The sequence below is a fragment of the Pseudomonas sp. BIGb0278 genome (genome assembly GCF_024809895.1).
GTDB classification, from domain to species: domain Bacteria; phylum Pseudomonadota; class Gammaproteobacteria; order Pseudomonadales; family Pseudomonadaceae; genus Aquipseudomonas; species Aquipseudomonas shirazensis.
Genome location: NZ_JANUEL010000002.1, coordinates 380,175 through 400,782, shown reverse-complemented (window position 1 = coordinate 400,782; position 20,608 = coordinate 380,175). Strand labels below are relative to the sequence as shown.

Genomic DNA, 20,608 nt, shown 5'->3' with positions numbered 1-20,608 from the left:
TATGAAAAACCGGCTCTGATGGGCCGGTTTTTTTATGGCTGGGGTTTGGTTTGCCGCGGCGGCCACACCGCGCAGCTCAACGGCGGTCCGTGTAGGAGCGGCCTTGTGTCGCGAAAGGGTCGCGCAGCGGCCCCGGCTATCTGTGGTTCGCTCACTGTTCCTGTGGTCTTATCCATTTTCTGTGGTGGCCTTGCGGGCCCCTTTCGCCCTTACGGCGAGTCACTTTTTTGGCAAACGCCCCAAAAAAGTAACCAAAAAAATGCTTGGCTCCACATCCGGCCCCTGCGCTGCGCTGCGGGGTTCCCTCGCTCCGGTCTTGCTCCCGGGAGGACCGCACTGAACGGGCCCTCCTGGCCCGCAGCGCTTGACGGGCATCCATGCCCGTCACCTCCCTCCGCAAGACCTGCGCTCGGCCTCCTGAGTCGCCGGTGGATCAAGATCAAAAGCAGATCAAGATCAAGAGCTAGGGCCGCTCTGCGGCCCCGGCTTTTGGGCTTAGAACAGGTCCATCGGCGCTGCTTCGTCCGCTGGCAGCGGGCTGCCAGGTGCTGCGCCGTTGCGCAGTTCATCCACCGACGGCGGCGAATCTTCGGCCTTGAACAGTTCGAAGTAGGCGTTCGGCGTGCTTGGGGTCGCTGCGCGGCCGCTGACCGGATCGACCCGCAGGCTGAGGATGCCTTCAGGTTCGGCCGGAGCGTGGTTGGGTTTGTCTTTCAAGGCGGCGCCCATGAAGCTCATCCAGATCGGCAGAGCCGCAGTGCCGCCGTATTCGCGGCGGCCGAGGGTTTCTGGCTGGTCGAAGCCAACCCAGACAGTGGTCACGTAGTCGGCGTTGTAGCCGGAGAACCAGGCGTCCTTCGATTCGTTGGTGGTACCGGTCTTGCCAGCCAGATCGGTGCGGCCCAGAGCCATCGCCCGGCGGCCGGTGCCGCGCTTGATCACGTCCTGCAGCATGCTGGTGAGGATGTAGCTGGTGCGCGGGTCGATGATCTGTTCGGCGAGCACTGGTGTCTGCGCACTGAACTGGGCGTTGGCGGTCGGCGCTTCGCCCGGCATGCCGCTGCTGCTGATCGGCTGCTCTGGCGCGGCGATGCCGGCCTCATCGCTGCCGCCGCCCTGCGGCACATGTGCAGGGTTGGCAGTAAACAGGGTATCGCCGTTGCGGCTCTCGATGCGCTCGATCAGGTACGGGCTGATCTTGTAGCCGCCGTTGGCGAAGGTGCTCCAGCCGGTGGCAATTTCCATCGGGGTCAGGGTCGCGGTGCCGAGCGCCAGCGACAGGTTGCGCGGCAGGTCCTGCTTGTTGAAGCCGAACTTGGCGATGTAGTCGATGGTGCGGTCGACGCCCATCGCCTGCAGCAGGCGGATCGAGACCAGGTTGCGCGACTTGTACAGCGCTTCGCGCATGCGGATCGGGCCAAGGAAGGTGTTGGTGTCGTTTTTCGGCCGCCAGACCTTGTCCAGGTACTCATCGACAAACACGATCGGCGCGTCGTTGACCAGGCTCGCGGCGGTGTAGCCGCTGTCCAGGGCCGCGCTGTAGACGAACGGTTTGAAGCTCGAGCCCGGCTGACGCTTGGCCTGCATGGCGCGGTTGTAGTTGCTCTGCTCGAACGAGAAGCCACCGACCAGGGCGCGGATCGCGCCGTTGTACGGGTCGAGGGTGACCAACGCACTCTGCGCGCCCGGGACCTGGCTGAACTTGAGCTTGCCTTCATCCAGGCGCTGCACGCGGATCAGGTCGCCGACCTGGGCGACATCGGCAGGCGATTGTGGCGCCCGGCCTTGAGCGTTGGTGTTCAAATACGGCCGCGCCCATTTCATGGTTTCCCAAGCCACGTCCTGCTCTTCGCCGTTGCGGGTGAGCACTTTCAGGCCGGTCTTGTCGACCTGGGTGACGATGGCTGGCTCCAGCCCGCCAAGGGTGCGCTGCTTGCCCAGCTCCTGCAGCCAGGCGGCGTGGGTCTTGCCCGGGAAGCGTGACTCAGGGCCGCGGTAGCCATGGCGCTCATCGTAATCGGACAAGCCATTGAGCACGGCGCTGTTGGCCATGTTCTGCATATCGCTAGGCACCGTGGTGGTCACCCGGAAGCCTTCGGTGTAGGCCTCACTGCCATAACGACCAACCATTTCAGCACGGGCCATTTCGGCAATGTACGGCGCGTTCACTTCCGGCGTCGGCACGTGGTAACTGGCATTAAGCGGCTCGGCCAGGGCGGTCTCGTAGCTGGTTTGGTCGATCTTGCCGAGTTTGTACATGCGCCCGAGGATCCAGTCGCGGCGCTCTTTGGCCCGGGTCGGGTTGGCCAGCGGGTTGAAGCGCGAAGGGGCCTTCGGCAGGCCGGCGATCATGGCCATCTGCGCCAGGCTGACGTCGCGGATCGACTTGCCGTAGTAGACCTGCGCTGCGGCGTCGATGCCGTAGGCGCGGTTACCCAGGTAGATCTTGTTGACGTACAGCTCAAGGATCTCGTCCTTGGTCAGTTCGCGTTCGATCTGCAGGGCCAGCAGGATTTCGTTGGTCTTGCGGGAGAAGCTGCGCTCGCTGGTAAGGAAGAAGTTCTTCGCCACCTGCATGGTGATCGTGCTGCCACCCGTCTGGATATGACCAGATTTGACCAGTTGGGTCGCGGCACGCATCAAGCTGCTCGGATCGACCCCGTAATGGTTGAGGAAATTGTCGTCTTCGGCTGACAGAAGCGCCTGAATGAACTGTGGGGGAATTTCCGCGAAGCGGATCGGCGAGCGGCGCATTTCGCCAAACTCGGCAATCAGCTTGCCATCGCTGCTGTAAACCCTCAGGGGGATCTGCAACTGGATGCTTCTGAGCGAGTCGACCGAGGGCAGGCTGGGACTAAGATACAGAAACGCCCCGCTCAGACCGAGTACGAGGGCACAGATGACTGCGACGAAAGACCACCAGAAGAACTTCAGCAGGCGTATCAAGGCTTTTGGGTGTCCAGGTTGAGAAATGGAGTGCGCACAGGTCCGGCGGACAGGCAAAAACGCTGGGCATTATAAGCAGTTTTCGCCCCATCGGGCGACCGTCGGGGCGACCGGTCGGGCCAATGGCGCGGGCTGACAATCATGGAGCAGGGAGACAGCGATGCTTGGACGCTTGGGCAAGGATGCCGGTTCATTGTTGGGTGTGGAAATAGCCGCCGACTCAGTGCGCATGCTGCAATTGCATGGGCGCCAGGGGACTGAGCAGGTCGTTGGCTGGGCGTATCAGCCGCTGCCGGGGGCAGTTGGCAATGACTGGGCGCAAGCCCCAGATGCTCTGATAGACGCGCTGCGCTGCGCCTTTGAGCGCTGCGGCAGTCGGTGTGCGCAGGTTGCAGTTGCGCTGCCGGGCGGGGCGACGTTGTGCAAGCTTTGTTGCCTCCCTGCAGGCTTGTCGGCGGCTCAACTGGAGCAGCGGCTGCTGGTCGATGCCGAGCAGATGTTCCCGTTTGCCCTGGAAGACCTGGCGTTGGACTTTCAGGTGCTCGGCCCGGCAGTCGAGCCGGTGGGGCATGTCAATGTGCTGGTTGCCGCTTGCCGCCAGCGCTCACTGGATCAGCTCGAGCAGCTGCTGGAGGCCGCAGGCCTGTGCGCGGTGGCAGTCGAAGTCGACAGCATCGCCCTGCGCCGGCTGGTGCCCGACGGCCAGGCCTTGCTGCGTATCGAGCAGGGCGGGGCAGCGTTACATAGCTGGTCGGCAAGTGGCCTGCCGCAGCGTCAGGAACTGACTTTTGGCGCCCATGAGCCGGACGATGCACGCCTGCAGCGCGTGCTTGAGTTGTGCGCAGCGGCGCTGCCAGGCGAGCACGGTGTGCAGGTGGTCGCGGCCAGCGAACAGGCATCACGCTGGCTACCCGCTTTCGCTGCTCGATTGCCCTGCGATGCGCTGTCGCCGTTGCACGGTCTGGGCTCGGCTGGCCTGAGCAATCGTGCCGAGCTGGCGCGGGTGGCGCCGCACATGACGCTGGCCTGCGCTCTGGCACTCGGCGGTGCCTGCTGATGCTGCGTTTGAACCTGCTGCCCTGGCGCGAACGGCAGCGGCTGGCGGCGCTGCGACGGTTTCAGCTGGCACTGATTGGCAGCCTGCTGCTGGCGCTCGCCGGCGTGATCATGCTTGACCAGCTGGCGCGCCAGCGTGGTCAGCAGCAACTGGCGGCGATTGCCGAGCGCCAGGCTGACGTCGCCCGACTCGACATCCAACTGCAGCAGTTGAAGGCGGTGCAGGGCAGCCACGCTGATGTAATGGCGCAGTCAGCAGCGCTGCAAGCGCTGCGCAATGGCCAAGACCTGCTGCCGAGGGTGTTCGCTGAGCTGGAACGGGCACTCGGTGCCAGTTTGCAGCTGACTGAGATGTCCATCCAGGAGGGGCAGTTGCAACTGCTCGGGTTGGCGGCGTCGCCTGCGGTAGTGGCGCAGTTCATCCGCGATCTGCAGCAATCAAGGCAATTCGACGCGCTTGAACTGAAGCATATCCGTGCAGTTGCCGACGGCGATGAGTTCCTGTTGCTGGCACGTCTGTCGGCGCTTGAGCTGTGAGCGGGCCATGGCCTCCCGACTGGCAGCAAGTGGTGAGCAGTTCGCTGCTGGCCAGGCTGGCGATGCTGCTCGTACCGCTGCTGATTGTGGCCAGTATGGCCTGGCTGATGCGCTTTGAGGGTGTGCAGCGCACCTACCGGATGCAGACGGCAACACTGCAGGCACTGGAGCAGGCGTTCGGGGTCAAGGCGCTAGGCGTGCAGGACTTGCCCGCCGCGCAGGAGGCACTTGCTGACAGTAAGGTGCAGTTGCAGGACGCCCGCTGGCGCTTGGCGGCTGGGCAGGAAATGAGCGACCTGCTCGATCAGTTGGCGCGGTTAGGCCATGCCCATGGGCTGCTGATCGAGCAGGTGGATGTCGGCGAGCCGAGCCAGGCGGCCGGCTACCTGGTCGCGCCGCTGCAGTTGCAGGTGATCGGCAATTACCCGGCGCTGCGGGCATGGCTGGATGACTGGCTGGGTCAGATCCGCCTGCTGCACGTCTCGACCCTGCAGCTTGCCGCAGCAGACCAGCCCGGGATGCTGCGGCTGCGCTTGCACGTGCAGGCCTTTGACGCGGGCCAGCAGTTACCGGCGCCGACCTCGCTAGCGCATGAAGCCGCCAGGCAGCGGGCACCCCAAGCGCAGGTCGATCCATTCCAGGCCTGGTCTGCACGCAGCGCAGCCGATGGTCTGGCCTGGGTGCCGCTGGCTCAGTTGCAGATGGTCGGCAGCCTCGCCCGTGATGGCCAGTATCAGGCTCTGGTGTGGTGGTCCGGGCGTTTGTATCGCGTGCGTGCGGGTGACCCATTGGGTCGCGACCAGGGTGTGGTTGTGCGGGTCGACGAACGGCAGATGGAGGTACGCGAGCAGGTCTTGCTTGGTGGAGCCTGGCAGGAGCGATCAACCCTGGTTGGGTTACGAAAGCATGTGACGCAAGGAGGCATGGATGAAGCTCGGACAACTGGCAATGCTGCTGGCGACGGTTCTGGCGATGCACGGGGCGCAAGCGAAGACCTATCAGGGTGAACCGCTGTCGCTGAATTTTCAGGATGTTGAAGTTCGCGCAGTGCTGCAGGTGCTGGCCGACTATGCCGGGATCAACCTGGTGGTCAGTGATACGGCAAACGGCAACGTTACGCTGAGGTTGATACAGGTGCCCTGGGATCAAGCGCTGGATCTGGTCCTGCGCAGCAAAGGGCTGGCGAGCCGGCAGGAAGGCAATGTGCTGCTGGTAGCGCCGGCGGCCGAGCTGGCTGGGCAATCCCGCGAAGAACGGCTGGGCCGGGAGCTGGACGCCCAGTTGCAGCCGCTCGAACGCGCGTTGTTGCCAGTGCATCACGCCAAGGCAGCGGAGCTGGCCGAGTTGCTGCTGGCGACCTTGGCCGACGACGGCATCCTGACCGGGCGCGGCAGCCTGGGTGTCGATGCGCGGACCAACACGCTGGTGGCACATCAACCGGCAGAGCGACTTGCCGAGCTGCGCCGACTGGTCACCGAGCTGGATGTGCCGGTGCGGCAGGTGCTGATCGAAGCACGCATTGTCGAAGCCAACGTCGACTATGAAAAAAGCCTCGGGGTGCGCTGGGGCAAGCCGTTCAGCGGCGCCGAAGGCCGCAGCGGCAAAGGGCTGTTCGTCGATCTCGGCGTGGATCGGCCAACTTCAGCGGTGGGCCTGGGGTTGCTGCGCGGCGACGCCTTGCTGGATCTGGAGCTCAGCGCGATGGAAAAGAGCGGCAATGGCGAAATCATCTCGCAGCCCAAGGTGGTGACCGCCGACAAGGAGACCGCGCGCATCCTCAAGGGCACCGAAGTGCCATATCAGGAAACCAGCAAGAGCGGCGCGACCTCGGTGTCGTTTCGCGAAGCCTCGCTATCGCTCGAAGTTACCCCGCAGATCACCGCCGATGGTCAGGTAATCATGACCGTGCGCGTGACCAAGGACGAGCCGGATTACGTCAATGCACTCAACGATGTTCCACCGATTCGCAAGAACGAGGTCAACGCCAAGGTGCGCGTGGCCGACGGCCAGACCATCGTCATCGGTGGCGTCTACTCGACTACGCAAAACAATGTGGTCGACAAGGTGCCATTTTTCGGTGATCTGCCGTATGTTGGGCGGCTGTTTCGACGCGATGCATTACAAGAGAAAAAATCCGAGCTGCTGGTCTTCCTGACTCCGCGTATCATGAGTGACCAGGCGATTGCTGTGAGTCGTTGATTCTGTGCGAAATTTGATACTTGTAGGGCCCATGGGCGCTGGCAAAAGCACCATCGGACGCCTGTTGGCCAAAGAGCTGCGCCTGCTGTTCAAGGATTCCGACAAGGAAATCGAACTGCGGACGGGCGCCAATATCCCGTGGATCTTCGACAAGGAAGGCGAGCCGGGCTTTCGCGATCGTGAAGAAGCGATGATTGCCGAGCTCTGTGAGCTGGACGGCGTAGTCGTGGCTACCGGCGGCGGTGCAGTCATGCGTGATGCCAATCGGCGTGCTCTGCATGCCGGTGGCCGGGTGATCTATCTGCACGCCTCGGTTGAGCAGCAGGTCGGGCGCACGGCACGCGATCGCAATCGGCCGCTGTTGCGCACCGCCAATCCGGAAGCGACCCTGCGTGCTTTGCTCGAGTCGCGAGATCCGCTCTATCGCGAGATCGCCGACGTGATCGTGGAAACCGACGAACGGCCGCCGCGCATGGTGGTCCAGGATATTCTCGAGCGCCTCGAGCAGTTGCCGCCCCGCTAAGCCGGGACTATTCTCGGCCACCAACGCCGAGGCAGGGGTTCAACCTTACCGCGTGTGTCGTCCAGGCGACGCCGCGCTCCAGACATTGTGGGGATACATGCAGACACTTAAGGTCGATCTGGGCGAACGCAGCTACCCGATCTACATTGGCGAAGGCCTGCTGGACCAGCCTGAACTGCTGGCCCCGCACATTGCCGGCCGGCAGGTCGCCATTGTCTCCAACGAAACTGTCGCGCCCCTGTATCTGCAGCGCCTGAGCCAGACCCTGGGTGCCTATTCGGTGTTGCCGGTGGTACTGCCGGACGGTGAAGCACACAAGAACTGGCAAACCCTGCAACTGATTTTCGATGGCCTGCTGACGGCTCGCCACGACCGCCGCACCACCGTGATCGCACTGGGCGGCGGGGTCATCGGTGACATGGCCGGTTTCGCCGCCGCCTGCTACCAGCGTGGTGTCGACTTCATTCAGGTGCCGACCACACTGTTGTCCCAGGTCGATTCGTCGGTGGGTGGCAAGACCGGCATCAACCATCCGCTGGGCAAGAACATGGTCGGCGCGTTCTATCAGCCCAATGCGGTGCTGATCGACACCACCAGCCTGAAGACGCTGCCGGCGCGCGAGCTGTCGGCAGGCCTGGCCGAAGTGATCAAGTACGGCCTGATCTGCGACAAGCCATTCCTCGCCTGGCTCGAAGAGAATATGACCGCCCTGCGCGGTCTCGACAACACGGCGCTGACCGAAGCGATTCGTCGCTCCTGCGCGGCCAAGGCCGCGGTTGTGGGCGCCGACGAGCGCGAAACCGGCCTGCGCGCCACGCTGAACCTCGGCCATACCTTTGGCCATGCCATCGAAACCCACATGGGCTATGGCGTCTGGCTGCATGGTGAGGCGGTGTCTGCAGGTACCGTGATGGCGCTGGAAATGTCCATGCGTCTGGGCTGGATTGATCAGGCCGAACGTGATCGCTCGATTCGCCTGCTGCAGGACGCAGGATTGCCGGTGGTGCCACCACAGGAAATGACCCCGGCGCATTTCATGGAGCATATGGCGGTCGACAAAAAGGTCCTCGACGGGCGCATGCGGCTGGTGCTGTTGCGCCAGCTCGGCGAAGCCGTGATTACCGACGACTATCCGCAAGAGATCCTTCAGGCCACGCTGGCAGCGGATTACCGCGCCATTGTGGCCCAGCTTTGAGGTTGTGACAGCGCAATGACCAGTTTGCATGCCGATGAGGCGTTTCTCGACCATTACCAGCTGAGCCACGATCCGTTCGCGCCCCGTGTGCCCGGTTTCAAGTTCTTCCCCGCCCAGCGCAAGCCAGTGCTCGGCCAACTGCATCACCTGGCGCGTTACAGCCACCTGATGCTGGTGGTCACAGGTCCGGTGGGCAGCGGCAAGACCCTGCTGCGTCAGGCGCTGGTCGCCAGCACCAACAAGCAGTCGGTGCAGAGCGTGGTGGTCTCGGCCCGCGGTGCCAGTGACGCGGCCAGCGTGCTCGGCCAGGTGGCTCAGGCGCTTGGCGTGGCGCAGCCGGAAGTGCAGGCGATCCTGTCGCAGGTGGTGCAACTGGCCCTGACCGGCCAGGAAGTCTATCTGTTGGTGGACGATGCGGAACAACTCGACGAGTCGGCACTCCAAGCGTTGCTGGAATTGGCGGCAGGCGTTGCCGAAGGGCGCCCGCACGTATTCCTGTTTGGCGAGCCTTCGCTGATTGCTGGGTTGGATCAGCTCAATGGTGAGGGAGATCGTTTCCACATCATCGAGCTTGAACCCTACAGCGAGGAGGAAACCCGCGAATACCTTGAACAACGCCTGGAAGGCGCTGGCCGCGGTATCGAGGTATTCACGGCCGAGCAGATCGCCGATATCCACGAACATGCGGATGGCTGGCCTGGCAACATCAACCAGGTTGCCCGCGACACTTTGATCGAAGCCATGATCGCCACGCGCAGCACGGCGAAGCGACCATCCATGGGGTTCAAGATGCCTAAGAAACACGTACTCGCGCTGTCTGCAGTTGTCGTGGTCGCCGTAGCGGCGGCGGTCCTGATGCCGAAGAAAGGCGCTGACAAGCCTGCTACCGACGCACCCGCAGCGCAGGCTCAACTGCCGCTGGGCGAAGGCCAGGCCAACAGCAGCAACCCGGCTATCGAGTTCTCCGGCTCGCAGCCAACACCACTGCCGCTCAATGGCCAGTCGCAACCGGTCATGCGCGAGCCGCTGGCCCAGGCTGCAGGCATGGGTGACGGTGAAGAAGCCAGTCCAGCCGGCAACACCGCATTGCAGCCTGCCAATCCACCAACCGTGACCACCATTGCCCCGCCTGAAGGCGTGCCGGCAGGCCCCGCCGCGGCTCCTGCGCAGCCAATCGCCAGCGCGCCAGCGCAACCGGTTGCACCTGCGCCCAAGCCTGCTCCGGCTCAGCCAGCGACCCAGCCAGCCAAGCCTGTTGCAGCGGCCAAGCCGGCACCGGCGCCAACCCAGGTTGCCAGCGCCAAGCCTGCGTCGACTGCCGCTGGCGGCAGCGGCAACAGCGCCTGGTACGGCAGCCAGAAAGCCGGCAACTATGTAGTACAGATTCTCGGCACCAGCTCCGAGGCGTCGGCCCAGTCGTTCGTCAAGGCGCAGGGTGGCGACTATCGCTACTTCAAGAAAACCTTGCAGGGCAAACCGCTTTACGTCGTCACTTACGGCAACTTTGCCAACCGTGATGCTGCAGTTGCTGCAATCAAGAACTTGCCAGCGAAGGTCCAGGCTGGTAAACCTTGGCCACGTACCGTCGGCAGCGTCCAACAAGAGCTGACCACGACCCGCTGATACCTTCCGGGCGGCACCACCCCGCCGCCCAGTTGCTGAGCGACTCCTGACTTTCGTCTAGCCTGCTGCGTGTGATCGCGGCAGGCTTTTCTGTCCCAGACTGCCGGCCACAAGCCTCTAGTTGCAGTTCAGGCTGAAACGCTTCAGACTCCGAACCATGCCGTACCACGGCAAATGTTCAAAAACATTCAAAAATGCGACATAAATTTACAACGATTCGTCGTTTGAATTTGTGGGCTTCCCTGTCGCTGTGCAACAATGGTTTCACGTTGCCCCCCGCAAAAAAGCTGGCATTCGACCGGTGTGGATGGTAAGTGGTTGTACTAAAAAGAGATTTGCCTCCGTCGAGGGGCGAACCTGGTGAGAATGTGTCTATGAAAACAGGTCTGTACCATCCCGAAGAATTCAAGGACAACTGTGGCTTTGGCCTGATCGCCCATATGACGGGCGAGCCAAGTCACCACCTCCTGCAAACGGCCATGCAAGCGCTGACCTGCATGACCCACCGCGGCGGCATCAACGCTGATGGCAAGACCGGTGACGGTTGTGGCTTGCTCATGCAAAAGCCCGATCAGTTCCTGCGTGCCATGGCCAAAGAGCACTTTGCTGCCGAACTGCCCAAGCAGTACGCCGTCGGCATGGTGTTCTTCAACCAGGACCCGATCAAAGCCGAAGCCGCGCGGGCCAACATGGACCGCGAAATCATCGCGGCCGGCCTGCAGCTGATCGGCTGGCGCAAGGTGCCAATCGATACCAGCGTGCTGGGTCGTCTGGCCCTCGAGCGCCTGCCGCAGATCGAACAGGTGTTCATCGGTGGTGAAGGCCTGAGCGATCAGGACATCGCGATCAAGCTGTTCAGTGCCCGTCGCCGTTCGTCCGTGGCCAACGCCCACGACAGCGATCACTACATCTGCAGCTTCTCGCACAAGACCATCATCTACAAAGGCCTGATGATGCCGGCGGACCTCGCCGCATTCTTCCCGGACCTGGGTGACGAGCGCCTGCAGACCGCGATCTGCGTGTTCCACCAGCGCTTCTCGACCAATACCTTGCCGAAATGGCCATTGGCGCAGCCGTTCCGCTTCCTCGCCCACAACGGCGAGATCAACACCATCACCGGCAACCGCAACTGGGCCATGGCCCGGCGCACCAAGTTCGCCAACGACCTGATCCCCGACCTCGAAGAGCTCGGCCCACTGGTCAACCGGGTCGGCTCCGACTCATCGAGCATGGACAACATGCTGGAGCTGATGGTTACCGGCGGCATCGACCTGTTCCGCGGCGTGCGCATGCTGGTACCGCCAGCCTGGCAGAACGTCGAGACCATGGACGCCGACCTGCGTGCCTTCTACGAATACAACTCCATGCACATGGAGCCGTGGGACGGCCCGGCCGGTATCGTCATGACCGAAGGTCGCCACGCGGTCTGCCTGCTCGACCGCAACGGCCTGCGCCCGGCGCGTTGGGTCACCACCCGCAATGGCTACATCACCATCGCCTCGGAAATCGGCGTATGGGGCTACCAGCCAGAAGACGTGGTTGCCAAAGGCCGCGTGGGCCCTGGGCAGATCTTTGCCGTGGACACCGAAACCGGGCAGATCCTCGATACCGACGCCATCGACAACCGCCTCAAGTCGCGCCATCCGTACAAGCGCTGGTTGCGCCAGCATGCCACGCGCATCCAGGCCACCCTGAGCGACGACCAGGGCGCGGCCAGCTACGACGCTGACCAGCTCAAACAGTTCATGAAGATGTTCCAGGTCACCTTCGAAGAGCGTGACCAGGTGCTGCGTCCGCTCGGCGAACAGGGCCAGGAAGCGGTCGGCTCGATGGGCGATGACACGCCGATGGCCGTGCTGTCGCAGCGCGTGCGTTCGCCGTACGACTTCTTCCGCCAGCAGTTCGCTCAGGTGACCAACCCGCCGATCGACCCGCTGCGCGAAGCGATCGTGATGTCGCTGGAAATCTGCCTCGGCGCCGAGCGCAACATCTTCCAGGAATCGCCTGAGCACGCCTCGCGCGTGATCCTCAGCTCGCCAGTGATCTCCCCGGCCAAGTGGCGTTCGCTGATGAACCTCGAGCGCGAAGGTTTCGAGCGGCAGCTGATCGACCTCAACTACGAAGAAAGCCTGGGCCTGGAAGCGGCCATCCGCAACATCGCCGATCAGGCTGAAGAAGCGGTGCGCAGCGGCAAGACCCAGCTGGTGCTGAGCGACCGCTTCATCGCCCCGGGCAAGCTGCCGGTGCATGCCTCGCTGGCAGTTGGCGCGGTGCATCACCGCCTGACCGAGCAGGGCCTGCGTTGCGACAGCAACATCCTGGTCGAGACCGCAACCGCGCGTGACCCGCATCACTTCGCTGTGCTGCTCGGCTTCGGCGCCTCGGCGGTGTACCCGTACCTGGCCTACGAAGTGCTGGCCGACCTGATCCGCACCGGTGAAGTGCTGGGCGATCTGGATGAAGTGTTCAAGTACTACCGTAAAGGCATCTCCAAAGGTCTGCTCAAGATCCTGTCGAAGATGGGCATCTCGACCATCACTTCGTACCGCGGTGCGCAGTTGTTCGAAGCCATCGGCCTGTCCGACGAAGTAGTCGGCCTGAGCTTCAAGGGCGTACCGAGCCGCATCAAAGGTGCGCGCTTTGTCGACCTCGAAGGCGATCAGAAGCTGCTCGCCGCCGAAGCCTGGAGCGCGCGCAAGCCGATCCAGCAAGGTGGCTTGCTCAAGTTCGTCCACGGTGGCGAATACCATGCCTACAACCCGGATGTGGTCAACACCCTGCAGGCAGCCGTGCAGCAGGGCGACTACGCCAAGTTCAAGGAATACACCGCGCTGGTCGACAAGCGTCCGGTGTCGATGATCCGTGACCTGCTCAAGGTCAAGGTTGCCGAGCAGCCGCTGGCGATCGACCAGGTTGAGCCGCTGGAGGCCATCCTCAAGCGCTTCGACTCGGCCGGCATCTCGCTCGGCGCGCTGTCGCCCGAGGCCCATGAAGCACTGGCCGAAGCGATGAACCGCCTGGGCGCGCGCTCCAACTCCGGTGAGGGCGGCGAAGACCCGGCCCGTTACGGCACGATCAAGAGCTCGAAAATCAAACAGGTGGCCACCGGCCGCTTTGGCGTCACCCCGGAATACCTGGTCAATGCCGAAGTGCTGCAGATCAAGGTCGCGCAGGGCGCCAAACCGGGCGAGGGCGGCCAGCTGCCTGGCGGCAAGGTCAACGGCCTGATCGCCAAGCTGCGCTATGCAGTGCCTGGCGTAACCCTGATCTCGCCACCGCCGCACCATGACATCTACTCGATCGAAGACCTCGCGCAGCTGATCTACGACCTCAAGCAGGTCAATCCGCAAGCGCTGGTTTCGGTCAAGCTGGTAGCAGAAGCCGGTGTCGGTACCATCGCGGCCGGCGTGGCCAAGGCCTATGCCGACCTGATCACCATCTCTGGCTACGACGGCGGCACTGGCGCTTCGCCGCTGACCTCGATCAAGTACGCCGGTGCACCGTGGGAACTGGGCCTGGCGGAAACCCACCAGACCCTGCGCGGCAACGACCTGCGCGGCAAGGTCCGGGTGCAGACCGACGGCGGCCTGAAAACCGGCCTCGACGTGATCAAGGCGGCCATTCTCGGCGCCGAAAGCTTTGGCTTCGGTACCGCGCCAATGATCGCCCTGGGTTGCAAATACCTGCGTATCTGCCACCTGAACAACTGCGCCACCGGTGTAGCCACGCAGAACGAAAAGCTGCGCAAGGACCACTACATCGGCACCGTCGACATGGTGATCAACTTCTTCACCTTCGTTGCCGAAGAAACCCGCGAGTGGTTGGCCAAACTGGGCGTTAGCAGCCTCGGCGAGCTGATCGGTCGCACCGACCTGCTCGAAGTGCTGCCGGGCGACACCGAGCGTCAGCAATATCTGGACCTCAGCCCGCTGCTGGGCAGCTCGCACATCCCGGCCGACAAGCCGCAGTTCTGCGAAGTCGACAAGAACCCGCCGTTCGACAAGGGCGAGCTGGCCGAGAAGATGGTCGAGATGGCCTTGCCAGCGATCCGCGATCAGGCCGGTGGCGAGTTCGACCTCGACATCTGCAACTGCGACCGTTCGATTGGTGCGCGTATCTCTGGTGAAATCGCCAAGCTGTACGGCAACCAGGGCATGGCCGCCAAGCCGATCACCTTCCGCTTCAAGGGCACTGCCGGGCAGAGCTTTGGCGTGTGGAACGCCGGTGGCCTCAACCTGCACCTGCAGGGCGACGCCAACGACTACGTCGGCAAGGGCATGACCGGTGGCAAGGTGACCATCGTGCCGCCTGCTGGCAGCCCGTTCAAAACCCAGGAAAGCGCTATCGTCGGCAACACCTGCCTGTATGGCGCCACCGGCGGCAAGCTGTTCGCTGCCGGTACTGCCGGTGAGCGCTTCGCGGTACGTAACTCGGGCGCCCATGCGGTGGTCGAGGGTACCGGCGATCACTGCTGTGAATACATGACCGGCGGCTTTGTCTGCGTATTGGGCAAGACCGGTTACAACTTCGGCTCTGGCATGACTGGCGGCTTCGCCTACGTGCTCGACATGGACAACAGCTTCTTCGACAAGCTCAACCACGAACTGGTGGAAATCCAGCGCATCAGTGGTGAAGCCATGGAAGCCTACCGTAGCCATCTGGCGCGAGTCCTTGCCGAGTACGTCGAGGAGACTGGCAGCGAGTGGGGGCGTGAGCTCTCGGAAAACCTGGACGACTATGTGCGCCGCTTCTGGCTGGTCAAGCCAAAGGCTGCGACGCTCAAGCAGTTGTTGTCCAGCACCCGTGCCAACCCGCAGTAAAAGCAGCTGCAAGTGGCAAGCCCCAAGCTGCGGCCAAAAGCAGCATGGGGTGTTGCCCGGCTTACGTGATTGTCTTGCGGCGTGCAGCTAACGGCTCGCAGCTGCTGTGAAGAGGTATTGAAAATGGCTGAACGTCTGAACAACGACTTCCAGTTCATCGAAGTTGGGCGCAAAGACCCGAAGAAAAAACTGCTGCGCCAGCGCAAGAAGGAGTTCGTCGAGATCTACGAACCGTTCAAGCCGCAGCAGTCTGTCGACCAGGCGCACCGCTGCCTGGGTTGCGGCAACCCGTATTGCGAGTGGAAGTGCCCGGTACACAACTTCATCCCCAACTGGTTGAAGCTGGTATCCGAAGGCAACATCCTCGCGGCCGCCGAGCTGTCGCACCAGACCAACACCCTGCCGGAAGTGTGCGGCCGGGTCTGCCCGCAGGATCGTCTGTGTGAAGGTGCCTGCACCCTCAACGACGGTTTTGGTGCGGTGACCATCGGCTCGGTCGAGAAGTACATCACCGACACCGCCTTCGCCATGGGCTGGCGCCCGGACATGTCCAAGGTCAAACCGACCGGCAAGCGGGTTGCCATCATTGGTGCTGGCCCGGCTGGGCTGGGCTGCGCCGACGTGCTGGTGCGCGCTGGGGTAACCCCGGTGGTGTTCGACCGCAACCCGGAAATCGGCGGTCTGCTGACCTTCGGCATCCCTGAGTTCAAGCTGGAAAAGACCGTGCTGAGCAATCGCCGCGAAGTCTTCACCGGCATGGGGATCGAGTTCCGCCTGAACACCGAAGTGGGCAAGGACATCACCCTCGAGCAGTTGCTGGCCGAGTACGATGCCGTGTTCATGGGCATGGGCACCTACACCTACATGAAGGGCGGCTTCCCCGGTGAAGACCTGCCAGGCGTGCACGATGCGCTGGACTTCCTGATCGCCAACGTCAACCGCAACCTGGGCTTTGAAAAGTCGCCGGAAGACTTCGTCGACATGGCTGGCAAGAAGGTTGTGGTGCTCGGCGGTGGTGACACCGCGATGGACTGCAACCGGACTTCGATCCGCCAGGGCGCCAAGTCGGTCAGCTGCGCCTACCGTCGTGACGAAGCGAACATGCCGGGCTCGCGCAAAGAGGTGAAGAACGCCAAGGAAGAGGGCGTGAAGTTCCTCTACAACCGCCAGCCCATCGCGATTGTCGGTGAAGACAAGGTCGAAGGCGTCAAGGTGGTCGAGACCCGTCTCGGTGAGCCAGACGCCCGTGGCCGCCGCAGCCCTGAGCCGATTCCGGGTTCCGAAGAGATCCTGCCGGCAGATGCGGTGGTGATCGCCTTTGGTTTCCGCCCAAGCCCGGCGCCGTGGTTCGAGCAGTTCGACATCCAGACCGATAGCCAGGGCCGGGTGATTGCTCCGGAGCAGGCGCGCTTCAAGCACCAGACCAGCAACCCGAAAGTGTTTGCTGGCGGGGATATGGTGCGGGGTTCGGATCTGGTGGTGACTGCGATCTTTGAAGGCCGTACTGCGGCTGAGGGGATTCTGGATTATCTCGAGGTCTGACTGATCGCCGGGGCTGCAAAGCAGCCCCATTCCCGCCATCTTGTATACAAAATCGTTTGACCCAAGACACCCAATAGACAAAACGCATGGCCTTGGCCGTGCCTTTTGTGCTGGCGTCTGAGAAAATGCCCGCACTTTTTTTCCGGATGCCGACATGACTGCCCTGAAGAACGACCGTTTCCTGCGTGCACTGCTCAAGCAACCCGTAGACGTCACGCCCGTCTGGATGATGCGCCAGGCCGGCCGTTACCTGCCGGAGTACCGCGCCAGCCGTGCTCAGGCCGGCGACTTCATGAGCCTGTGCAAGAACCCGCAGTTCGCCTGCGAGGTGACCATGCAGCCGCTCGATCGTTACCCACTGGATGCGGCGATCCTGTTCTCGGACATCCTCACCATCCCTGATGCCATGGGCCAGGGCCTGTACTTCGAGACCGGCGAAGGCCCGCGTTTCAAGAAGGTGGTCAGCACCCTCGCCGATATCGAGGCGCTGCCGATCCCTGATCCGCACAAGGACCTTGGCTATGTGATGGATGCGGTCAGCACCATCCGCCGTGAGCTCAATGGGCGCGTGCCGTTGATCGGTTTCTCCGGTAGCCCGTGGACGTTGGCCACCTACATGGTCGAAGGCGGCTCGTCGAAAGACTTCCGCAAGAGCAAGGCCATGCTCTATGACAATCCGCAGGCGATGCACCTGCTGTTGGACAAGCTGGCTCAGTCGGTTACCAGCTACCTTAACGGGCAGATTCAGGCTGGTGCGCAGGCGGTGCAGATCTTCGATACCTGGGGTGGCAACCTGTCGGCGGCGGCGTATCAGGAGTTCTCACTGGCTTACATGCGCAAGATCATCAGCGGGCTGATCCGTGAGCATGATGGGCGCAAGGTGCCGGTCATTGTGTTTACCAAGAATGGTGGCATGTGGCTGGAGAGCATTGCTGAATGTGGCGCTGATGCACTGGGTCTGGACTGGACCTGCGAGATCGGCGATGCCCGCCGCCGTGTCGGCGACAAGGTTGCCCTGCAGGGCAACATGGACCCGACCGTGCTGTACGCCAAGCCTGCGGCGATTCGTCAGGAGGTCGGGCGCATCCTGGCAAGCTATGGCAAAGGCACTGGCCACGTGTTCAACCTTGGCCATGGCATCACGCCTGAGGTTGATCCGGAACATGCGGGTGCGTTCATCAACGCTGTGCATGACCTGTCGGCGCAATACCATCAGTGATCAGTCGCTGAATAAAAACCCGGCCATGTGCCTGACGCTGTTTACCTAAGAATGCCGGGGCTGCTGCGCAGCCCATCGCGACACCAGGCCGCTCCCACAATGCCCGCGCTTGCCCGTTAAATAGCGGCTTACGCGATCGGCGTGGGAGCGGCCTTGTGTCGCGATGGGCCGCAAAGCGGCCCCCATGCAGGCGACGTAGAGCTTAAGTGAACACCATTAGGCCATGTGCCGGGTTTTTTATGCGTTAAGCTTAAATTCAGCGATCATCGTTAATCTGGTCCCATCTCAACCGATACAGGACTTGATCACCATGAAAGCTCGCTACCTCGCTCTGATCCTTGCCCCACTGTTCAGCACTGCTGCTCTGGCCACCACCTACACCGGCCCAGGCGCGCAGCCGGTTACCACCGTGGCCGCTGCCAACGATGCGGCTGACGACACTCGTGTGGTCCTGCAGGGCTTCGTTACCAAGAAGCTGGATAACGACGACAAGTTCGAGTTCAAGGACAACACCGGCACCATCAAGGTTGAAATCGACGATGAAGACATGCCTGCAGCTGGCTTCAACGACAAGACCAAGGTCAAGCTGACCGGTGAAGTGGAAAAAAACCTGATGAGCCGTGAAGTGGATGTCGACCTGGTCGAAATCATCAACTGATCGATGACTTCAAAGCGACCGCGTGCAGCCTTTGGCTTCACGCGGTTTTTGGTGCTAGCCGGCTCAGGTGCAGCGCCACCAGCAAGGCCACGGCCAGCAGGCTACCGATGAACAGGCCGATGCCGTTCCAACCGGCCATGTGCCAGAACACCCCGCCCGCGGTACCCGCCACACTCGACCCTGCGTAGTAACTGAACAGATACAGCGAGGATGCCTGGCCCTTGGCCTTGAGCGCACGCCGGCCGATCCAGCTGCTGGCCACCGAGTGCGCGCCAAAAAAGCCGAAGGTGAACACCAGCATGCCGACGATGATCATCGCCAGCGGGCTGGCCAGGGTCATCAACATGCCGCCGGCCATCACCACGATGCTTGCCCAGAACACCTTGCGCCGGCCCAGCCGGTCGGCCAGGGCGCCGACCTGGGCGGAGCTGTAGATGCCCGACAGGTAGACAATCGACAGCAGCCCGACCAGTGCCTGGTTCATGTGATAAGGCTCGGCCAACAAGCGGTAGCCGATGTAGTTGAACAGGGTAACGAATGCACCCATCAGCAAAAATGCTTCGAGGAACAGCCAGGGCAGGCCGGCGTCGCGAAAGTGCATGACAAAGCCGTTGAGCAGGCTGCGAGGATTCAGCGTCTGCGGGCGGAAGTTGCGCGACTCGGGCAGTACCTTCCAGAACACCACTGCTGCCACCAGCGCCAGGCCGCCGATGCACAGCATCGCTGTGTGCCAGCTGACGAAGTCGATCAGCACGCCACTGATCAGCCGCCCGCACATGCCGCCAATGGCGTTGCCGCCGATGTACAAGCCCATCGCCAGGCCAATGTGCTGTGGGTGGATCTCTTCGCTCAGGTAGGTCATCGCCACCGCCGCCAGCCCGCTCAGCGACAGGCCGACCAGCGCGCGGGTCGCCAGCACCAGCTCCCAACTTGGCATCACCGCGCTGGCCAGGGTCGACAGGGCGGCGCAGACCAAGGCGAATACCATCACCGGCTTGCGGCCGATGCGGTCGGAGATCGGCCCGGTAATCAGCAGGCCGATGGCAAGCATGGCGGTGGCTACCGACAGCACCAGGCTGCTCTGCGCAGCGTTGATGGCAAACTCCTGCGACAGCAGCGGCATCATCGGCTGTACGCAGTAGAGCAGGGCAAAGGTGGCAAAGCCGCCGCTGAATAGCGCCAGCACTGTTTTCATGAACGCCGGGCTGCCTTTTTCAATCCAGATATCCGGCAGCGGGGCGGCTTCGATCACGTGGGGCATTGCAGCAGTTTTCACGACGGGTCCCTCAAAAGCGCTGGCCGATGTTGCTGATTGGAAAAAATCATATAGCTGGCTAATGATTAGATCCAATATATTGTTCGACCTGTTTAAGACGTTTAACGACTCGTTCGGAGCAGCTATGGAATTGCGTCATCTGCGTTACTTCATTGCCGTGGCCGAGGAGCTGCACTTCGGCCGGGCTGCACAGCAGCTAGGCATCTCCCAGCCGCCGCTGAGCCAGCAGATTCAGGCGCTGGAGCATGAGTTGGGGGCGCGTTTGTTCGAGCGCACCAATCGTCGGGTCGAGCTGAGCGAGGCCGGGCGCTTGTTCCTCGAGGAGGCGCGGCAGGTGCTGGCACAGGTCGATAAAGCTGCCGACGTCGCCCGCCGTGCGCAGTTGGGCGAGCTCGGCGAGATGAAGATCGGCTTCACTTCTTCAGCGCCCTTCACCTCGAAGATCCCCAAGGCGATCCATGCGTTCCGTCAGCGCTACCCGGCGGTGCACCTGAGTTTGAAGGAGATGAGCAGCCGTGATGTTGCGGCGGCGGTGTTCGATGAATCGATCGAAGTTGGCCTGATGCGGCCGATGCCGTTGCCCGACGGCCTGCAGGTCACCGAGCTGTTCCGTGAGCCGCTGGTGGCAGTGCTGAATGCTTCGCACCCATTGGTTGCCGCCAGTGAACAAGGGTTACACATGGCTGATCTGGCCCGTGAACCGTTCGTGTTCTTCCCGCGCAGTTACGGCAGTGGTTTGCATGCACAGTTGCTGGCGCTGGCCCGCCAGGCAGGCTTCAGCCCGCATTTTGCCCAGGAGGTTGGCGAGGCGATGACGATTATCGGCCTGGTTTCGGCAGGTCTCGGCGTCTCGGTGCTGCCAGCCTCGTACCAGCGCATGCGCATCGATGGCGTGGTCTATCGAACGGTGCTGGATGAAGGGGCGGATACCGCCGTGTGGCTGGTCCAGCGCCAGGCTGGCAGCTCGGTGATGGCCAAGGCGTTTGCCGACCTGCTGATCGGCAACGCCTGATG

At 62.6% G+C, this 20,608-nt stretch carries 13 protein-coding genes and 1 pseudogene; 12 read left to right on the top strand and 2 right to left on the bottom strand.

Translation table 11 applies throughout. The annotated features are described in order from the left end of the window. Positions 1-495 precede the first annotated feature (495 nt). Positions 496-2,946 (bottom strand): penicillin-binding protein 1A, encoded by a 2,451-nt coding sequence (locus tag M2396_RS10485; protein ID WP_259074641.1) that lies wholly within the window; start codon positions 2,944-2,946, stop codon positions 496-498. Positions 2,947-3,106: 160 nt separating this feature from the next. Here M2396_RS10485 and pilM point away from each other — a divergent pair, with 160 nt between their 5' ends. The 11 genes from pilM to M2396_RS10430 all read left to right on the top strand — a co-directional run bounded on the left by pilM (position 3,107) and on the right by M2396_RS10430 (position 18,318). Further along, the gene (gene pilM, locus M2396_RS10480) at positions 3,107-4,003 is read left to right on the top strand and encodes a type IV pilus biogenesis protein PilM (protein WP_259074638.1); all 897 of its coding nucleotides are present in this window, start codon (positions 3,107-3,109) and stop codon (positions 4,001-4,003) included. Next, positions 4,003-4,539, top strand: coding sequence for a PilN domain-containing protein (locus tag M2396_RS10475; RefSeq protein ID WP_259074637.1), 537 nt, complete (start codon positions 4,003-4,005; stop codon positions 4,537-4,539). Before pilM ends, M2396_RS10475 begins: the two co-directional genes overlap by 1 nt. 32 nt (positions 4,540-4,571) lie before the next feature. After that, positions 4,572-5,546 carry a pilus assembly protein PilP gene (locus tag M2396_RS10470; RefSeq protein ID WP_259074635.1) on the top strand — a complete coding sequence of 325 codons (975 nt, stop codon included), beginning with the start codon at positions 4,572-4,574 and terminating at the stop codon, positions 5,544-5,546. Continuing rightward, on the top strand, positions 5,467-6,738 hold the full coding sequence (locus M2396_RS10465) for a type IV pilus secretin PilQ (RefSeq protein ID WP_150573352.1): 1,272 nt from the start codon (positions 5,467-5,469) through the stop codon (positions 6,736-6,738). The genes M2396_RS10470 and M2396_RS10465 overlap by 80 nt, the downstream gene beginning before the upstream one ends. 4 nt (positions 6,739-6,742) lie before the next feature. Next, positions 6,743-7,261 (top strand): shikimate kinase AroK, encoded by a 519-nt coding sequence (gene aroK / locus M2396_RS10460; RefSeq protein WP_101315515.1) that lies wholly within the window; start codon positions 6,743-6,745, stop codon positions 7,259-7,261. Between the two features lie 97 nt (positions 7,262-7,358). After that, positions 7,359-8,456, top strand: coding sequence for a 3-dehydroquinate synthase (gene aroB / locus M2396_RS10455; protein ID WP_101315517.1), 1,098 nt, complete (start codon positions 7,359-7,361; stop codon positions 8,454-8,456). Positions 8,457-8,471: 15 nt separating this feature from the next. Then, positions 8,472-10,079 (top strand): AAA family ATPase, encoded by a 1,608-nt coding sequence (locus M2396_RS10450; RefSeq protein ID WP_181088359.1) that lies wholly within the window; start codon positions 8,472-8,474, stop codon positions 10,077-10,079. Between the two features lie 374 nt (positions 10,080-10,453). Then, complete coding sequence (gltB, locus tag M2396_RS10445; protein WP_101315521.1) at positions 10,454-14,899, top strand: glutamate synthase large subunit; 4,446 nt, start codon at positions 10,454-10,456, stop codon at positions 14,897-14,899. A gap of 123 nt (positions 14,900-15,022) precedes the next feature. Then, positions 15,023-16,441 carry an FAD-dependent oxidoreductase gene (locus tag M2396_RS10440; protein WP_101315523.1) on the top strand — a complete coding sequence of 473 codons (1,419 nt, stop codon included), beginning with the start codon at positions 15,023-15,025 and terminating at the stop codon, positions 16,439-16,441. A gap of 154 nt (positions 16,442-16,595) precedes the next feature. Beyond that, complete coding sequence (gene hemE, locus M2396_RS10435; RefSeq protein WP_259074631.1) at positions 16,596-17,660, top strand: uroporphyrinogen decarboxylase; 1,065 nt, start codon at positions 16,596-16,598, stop codon at positions 17,658-17,660. Positions 17,661-17,970: 310 nt separating this feature from the next. After that, positions 17,971-18,318 (top strand): YgiW/YdeI family stress tolerance OB fold protein, encoded by a 348-nt coding sequence (locus M2396_RS10430; protein ID WP_101315527.1) that lies wholly within the window; start codon positions 17,971-17,973, stop codon positions 18,316-18,318. 37 nt (positions 18,319-18,355) lie between these two features. On the opposite strand, the pseudogene M2396_RS10425 reads toward M2396_RS10430, so the two are convergent. Continuing rightward, a pseudogene (locus tag M2396_RS10425) lies at positions 18,356-19,644 on the bottom strand (MFS transporter). 74 nt (positions 19,645-19,718) lie between these two features. Between M2396_RS10425 and M2396_RS10420 the strand changes: the two are divergent. Further along, positions 19,719-20,606 (top strand): LysR family transcriptional regulator, encoded by an 888-nt coding sequence (locus M2396_RS10420; protein WP_101315531.1) that lies wholly within the window; start codon positions 19,719-19,721, stop codon positions 20,604-20,606. Positions 20,607-20,608 lie beyond the last annotated feature (2 nt).